The 6,130-nt window shown below is 41.6% G+C and carries 2 protein-coding genes; both read right to left on the bottom strand.

Annotated elements, in window-relative coordinates:
- A partial coding sequence (locus tag ACE1CD_RS00930) for an AAA family ATPase (RefSeq protein WP_374820855.1) occupies window positions 1-5,103 on the bottom strand: 5,103 nt, incomplete at its 3' end.
- A 52-nt stretch (window positions 5,104-5,155) separates the two neighbouring features.
- Window positions 5,156-6,130 (bottom strand): response regulator (locus ACE1CD_RS00925; protein ID WP_374820852.1); only part of this gene is annotated, 975 nt, incomplete at its 5' end.

Raw genomic sequence — 6,130 nt, 5'->3', positions numbered from 1 at the left:
AATTATTTCTCCTATTGAAGTTGGCTGCATATTCCACTCTATTTTGCCTGCTTCCATTTTGGCGATATCCAAGACATCGTTAATTAAATTTGTCAGTCGTTCGCCTTCTGAGATGATGATGTTGATGTTTTGGTTGACTTGCTTGCACGCTCTTTGTGCTTTGCGATCGGATTCTGGAACGACTGGTAAAATCGCATCGTCGAGTTTTTTGAGAATCAGTTTGGCAAAGCCCAGCACTGAGGTGAGCGGTGTCCGCAATTCGTGGGATACTGTCGAGATGAAATCGGTTTTCATCCGGTCAATTTCTTTTTCTTGGGTGATATCTCGAATAATGGTTACCGAGCCGAGACAGGTAGGAATTGCCGACTCTTCCCCAGAAGTGCTTTTAGAGATTGCAGTCGCTACAGCTTTGCCAATTTTACCGTTTGCCAATTCTACCTCTGCGGTTAAAATGTCGTTTAGACATTCTCTAGCTTTGGTTAAGAATGCGGCAATTTGACTGTTGAAAACTGACTGGCAATCTTTCGCGATCGCATCGGTAGCTTCCATTTCAAACATGGCTAACAAAGCCGGATTTACGTGAGTAATCGTGCCGAGAATATCTGTGACCAGCAAACCATCGGCAATATGATTAATTATGGCTTTCAAATAAGCTACCGTGTCCTGCACTTCGTTCACCGATCGCGCTAGCTCAAGAGAGATAGCCGCCTGTGCCGAAAGCATTCTTAAGATTTCCAACCTTTCGGGTGTAAACGCACTTTTTGTGAGGTTATTTTCCAAGTAAACAATCCCGACCAGTTTCCCTTGATGCAGAATAGGAGCGCAAAGAAGAGATTTTACTTGGTTTTTGGTAATATAAGTATCGTTGACAAGGTTAATCTCACGAGTGGCATCGTTTAAAACGATATTTTTCTGTGTTCTCTCTACATAATTGATGATACTCAAAGGAAGATTATCGGGATTTTCTACAGGAGTCGAAGGCAACAATACTTCTTCTCGGTCTGCTAATTTTTCGGCGGCTACCACTAAATTTTCTGACTTTACCAAGAGGAGAATCCCTTTTTGAGCGCCTGCATTTTCGAGGAGAATGTGCATCAATTTTGAGAGCAATTTGTCGAGAACGATTTCCGATGAAATCGCTTGAGAAGCCTTAATAACCGTTGTCAAGTCCAGCACCGCTCCACTTCCGCTCGTCGTGGCATCTATCGTCGGCATTTCCTGCCTGTCGGGGATTTCTCTTGCTAACATCCGCAAGAAAAATTCCGAATATCGATCTTCTAAATCTCTGACTTTTGCCTTCGCTCCCCAGCGAATATAGCCATAGTAGGCATCAGTCAAATAAATCTGAGCGATCTTTTCTTTGCCACGCTCGAAATAAAATTCTGCTGCCAGTTCGTTCGCTAAAGCTTCTAGCTGAGTATAGCCGGAGTCTCTTGCGCCTTCAATCGCGCGATCGTAATATTCCATTGCTCTGCCAATTTCACCCAAAACTCGCGCTTTTTCCGCCTCCACTAGATCGTACTTATGCTGAAAATTGGCTGGAACGTGGTGCGCCCAAAGCTTCATGTTTTCCTGGTTAGCTTCCACCTTATTCAAATATTCATCTTGCTGTTCTTTCTCTGTATTAGGATAAACTGCCAGCAGAGCCAGAGAAAAATATAAATTATATTCCGCTGAGAGCAGTAAACCCACACCTATTCCCGCATATTTCTCGCCTGTCTTGGCATTTGCCAAAGCCAATGAAGGAGCTTTAAAAAAATAAGCAAGTATCGTTTTCATTACGTAAAGCAAAAACAATATATTGGCATTATTTTGTTCTTCTAGAACAGGTAGCATTTCAACTTCATTAAAGTTTTTTCCTACTAAATTCAACTCCTTGTGTTTATTTTTTAACATCTGCGATATAAATTGTTTAGTGATACTTATATAATTGAACACAAGAGTATGATTTAACTTTTTCATTAACTCAATATATTGAGTAAATCTCTTTTCGGTAAATTCTAGATGCTTTCCTGTAAAAAGTGTGTGATTGCAATATTGATTAGTACAATAACCAGCGTGTTCTATATCTCCTGTTTCGATGCCTGTGAGAATCCCTTGCAGCAATAATTCTAAAGTTTCTTGGGCAGACTCTTTCCAATGTCTGACACACCCGTCGAAAAAGCATAATATTTTAGTTTTGTATTCTGTGGCACTAAAAACATCCAACAACTGCAAAGATAATTTGCCAAATTGATACCCTGTATTTATATCTCCCATTCTACTGCATAGGAGCATTCCATAAAGACAATATGCGTAAGCGCCTTGGGGTGAATTTCCATATTTAATGGAAAGATCGATCATCGTAAATATAAGCTGGGACAACAGGATAATATTTGTGCTAAAAGCAGCATTAATGTTACTGACCAACATCCGCATAGCCGCTAACTTATAAGGGTCTGTCATTTTTGGTAGATTGGCCAATTTATCAAAATTAAGTTGTTTGGGAGGTTCTTTCTCTAGAATAACTCCCAGCAATTGCAAAGCTTGTAACCCTGTATCGATAGCTAACTGAATCTGCATTTGAGTTACACATAACTGGATTTTCAGTTCGTAAACTCTGATTTTATCGAGCAGGTTTTTAGCTTGTTGCAGAACAATTTCTGCATAGCTATTAGCTCGATCGAAATTCCCGTTTAAATATTCTGTTTCCACCGCTTCCACATAAAGTGCCAGCGTCAACTCGTACCGAGACTGCCAGCTATCTGATGCCAAAAGCCCCAAACCTACTGTGATATACTTCAGCGCTGGTTCGTAAGCATTTGCGGCTTTTGCTTTCCGAGCCGCGACCGAATTTAATCGTGCTAACTCATATTTTTCGGCTGGATTGCTGATAAATTCAATACCTACATTCAGTTGGTTAACTATCTCAAAAATATTTTCTTCTATTTCTGCCTCGGAAGCATTCTTCTGAAGCAGTTGACCGATTTTTAAATGAGTTGCTTTTTTCTGGGATTCGTGAATCAGAGAATAAGCCGCTTGCTGTACCCTATCATGTAGAAACTTGTAGCGTATTTTCAGGGATTCTACTGGCATTACCAAGGATGTTGAGGAATCGAATACCAGGGGTATTTTATAGCTTTGGCTCAGAGGTAAAATTAAACCTGCCTGAAGTGCATCCCACAAATCAGTTGCTGTTTCTGAGGATGATTTTTCATTCACAATTGCCAGGACATCTAAATTAAATTTATCTCCTACACAAGCCGCTAATTTTAATACGTTCTGTGTTGGCTCTGGCAGTTTTTGAATATGGCGAGCAATCAGTTCGACAACATTATAATCTGTAATGCCTACCGCTTGAATTTGTTTAATATCCCACTGCCAATAACCAGCCTTAAAATCAAATGCTAATAATTTTTCTTGATGTAGGGTGGAGAGCAGTTGAGTCAAGAAGAAAGGATTGCCCTGAGTTTTATTGTAAACTAACTCGGCAAGAGGTTGCGACCTTTCTGTGTCAGCGTGCAGAGTCTCGCCAACTAATTCGCTCGCATTTTCGATATCCAATGGTCGCAGGGTAATATTAGTAAGCGTTGCACCCGTATTTTTAATTTCATCCAATGTCACCAGCAACGGATGGGTGGGAAATACTTCATTATCTCGATAAGCTCCAATCAGTAGTAAATATTGGCTATCTGGGTCAGTTATGAGCAACTGAATTAATTTCAGCGATGCCGAATCTGCCCACTGCAAGTCATCTAAGAAAACTACTAGCGGGTGTTCTGCTTTGGTGAATACGTGGATGAATTCTCGAAAGACGCGATTAAATCGGTTTTGGGATTCGGTTGGCCCCAATTGCGGTACGGGTGGCTGCGGGCCAACAATTAGTTCGATTTCCGGAATTACGTCGATGATGACGTTACCTTGCTGACCGAATGCTGCTAGTAATTGTTCTTTCCAAATTGCTATTTTTGCAGGGCTTTCTGTTAATATTTGCTGCGTCAATTGCTGGAAAGCTTGAATTAAGGAAGCATAAGGAATGTTGCGTTTAAATTGATCGAATTTGCCGGAGATAAAATATCCCCGTTGCCGTACTATGGGTTTGTGAATTTCGTTGACGACGCTGGTTTTACCGATGCCGGAGTACCCGGAAACTAGCATCATTTCGCTGGCTCCGCTGGCAACTCGCCCAAAGGCTTCCATCAGTGTTTTGACTTGATTAGCGCGTCCGTAAAGTTTTTGCGGGATCAGAAATTGACCGATTAAGTCCTGCTTACCAGGGGGGAAATTTTCGATTTTTCCGGTTGCTTGTAGCTGGGTCAGACAGGTTTCTAAATCTGCTTTTAGTCCCCAGGCACTTTGATATCTTTCTTCTGCGGTTTTGGCTAATAGTTTCATCACTATATGAGAAACTGCTAGCGGAATTTCTGGGTTTATTTGATGGGGCGGTGCCGGTGGAAATGCGATATGGCAGTGAACTAATTCCAAGGGGTCGCTGGAATTAAAGGGTAGTTGACCTGTGAGCATTTCATAAAATGTGATGCCTAATGAGTAGAAGTCGCTGCGGTAGTCGAGGGCGCGATTCATCCGCCCAGTTTGCTCCGGTGACATATAAGCAAGCGTACCTTCTAGCAAGTTGGGATTGCTCAGAGTTGGGTTTTCTCTATATAGGCGCGAGGCTATGCTAAAGTCGATGATTTTAAGTTGTCCTGTGGCGGCATTAATAATAATATTGTGGGGTTTAATGTCTTTATGGATAATTTGGTTTTGATGTAGCTGACCTAGAGCTGAGGCTAGCTGAATCGCGATACTGAGAAACGAAGTCAAGTCAATTTTTTGCTCTAGGATAAAATCTTTGAGTGACCTGCCTGAAAAGTCTTCCAAGATCAGTGCTAGACCGTTGCGATAGTTTTCCAAGGCTAATGGTTTAATGATTCCTTCGATGTTCAAATTTTGCAGGATTTTATATTCATGTCTGAGGCGGGTAATTTCTTCGAGCGTGGGATAATCTGCTTTGATGGTTTTAATAATTACTGTGTTTCTACTCTGTTCCCTCACGGCGCGATAGACAAGCGTATTGAGACTAGCTTGAATTTGTTCGGTGATTTGATAACCTGCAATGTTCACGAGCCTTGCCTCCTCGGTCATAAAGATTTAACTATTTCGCTATCATTTTTGTCTAATTTTCACCTGTTAATAATACAAAAAACACATTTTCTAAACCTTTTTCAAACCGTAATGTTTTGAGCAAATTGTGGTTTTGAGAAAGCAAGGAATTGACTACAATCATATCCGGTTTTACTGCTAACGCCTTATCAATGCACTCCTGTTCGTTGGAGGCTTCGGTAACGCTGTATCCCTTCGCTTGCAATACTTCAGAAAGGGTGTTGACGGCTGAGGCATCTTCATCAACGACCAGAACTTTCTTCTTTGATGTGCCTTGAGAGAGCAGAAACGCAATATTATTATGCAGTTCTTCTGCGTTAACAGGCTTGGTAAAATAGCGATCGATCCCCAGGTGATAGCCCCTTTGTTTATCTTCGACGATCGACAAAATGATAATCGGGATATTCAGGGTCTGCGGGTCGTTTTTCAGTACAGCAGCTACATCAAAACCATTGATTTGAGGCATCATCACATCCAGGATGATTAAGTCGGGTTTTTCTCTTTTGACTTGGTTAATCGCATCTACCCCATCTTTAGCTTCTCTGATTTTATAACCTTCTGGCTCTAGTTGCTGCCTGAGAAGGGTGCGAATGTTCTCATCATCATCGACAACCAGAATGGTTTTAGGACGATCGGGACTAGAAGATTCTGCTTGTAAGAAGCTTTCTTTCAATTGCCTGACCAAGATATCTATGGAAATCTTCTCTGGCCGAACATCGATCGCATCAGCGATAGGTAAACTGAACGAAAAATTACTTCCCCGACCCAGTTGACTTTCTACCCAAATTGTGCCGCCATGATGTTCGACTATTTGCTTGCAAATTGGCAGTCCCAAACCGCTGCCTTGCGGTTTGTCTGTCAGGGTATCGCCTACCTGCTGAAACTTCTCAAATACCTTGTGTAAATCTTCGGGAGCTATCCCCATCCCTGTATCGATGACACTGACAATAATTGCCTCGCTTTGCGGGATTGCTTTGACTGTACAAGC

This window comes from Aerosakkonema sp. BLCC-F183 (assembly GCF_041929145.1).
Taxonomy (GTDB): Bacteria; Cyanobacteriota; Cyanobacteriia; order Cyanobacteriales; family Aerosakkonemataceae; genus Aerosakkonema.
This window is presented reverse-complemented; position numbering and strand designations above follow the sequence as displayed.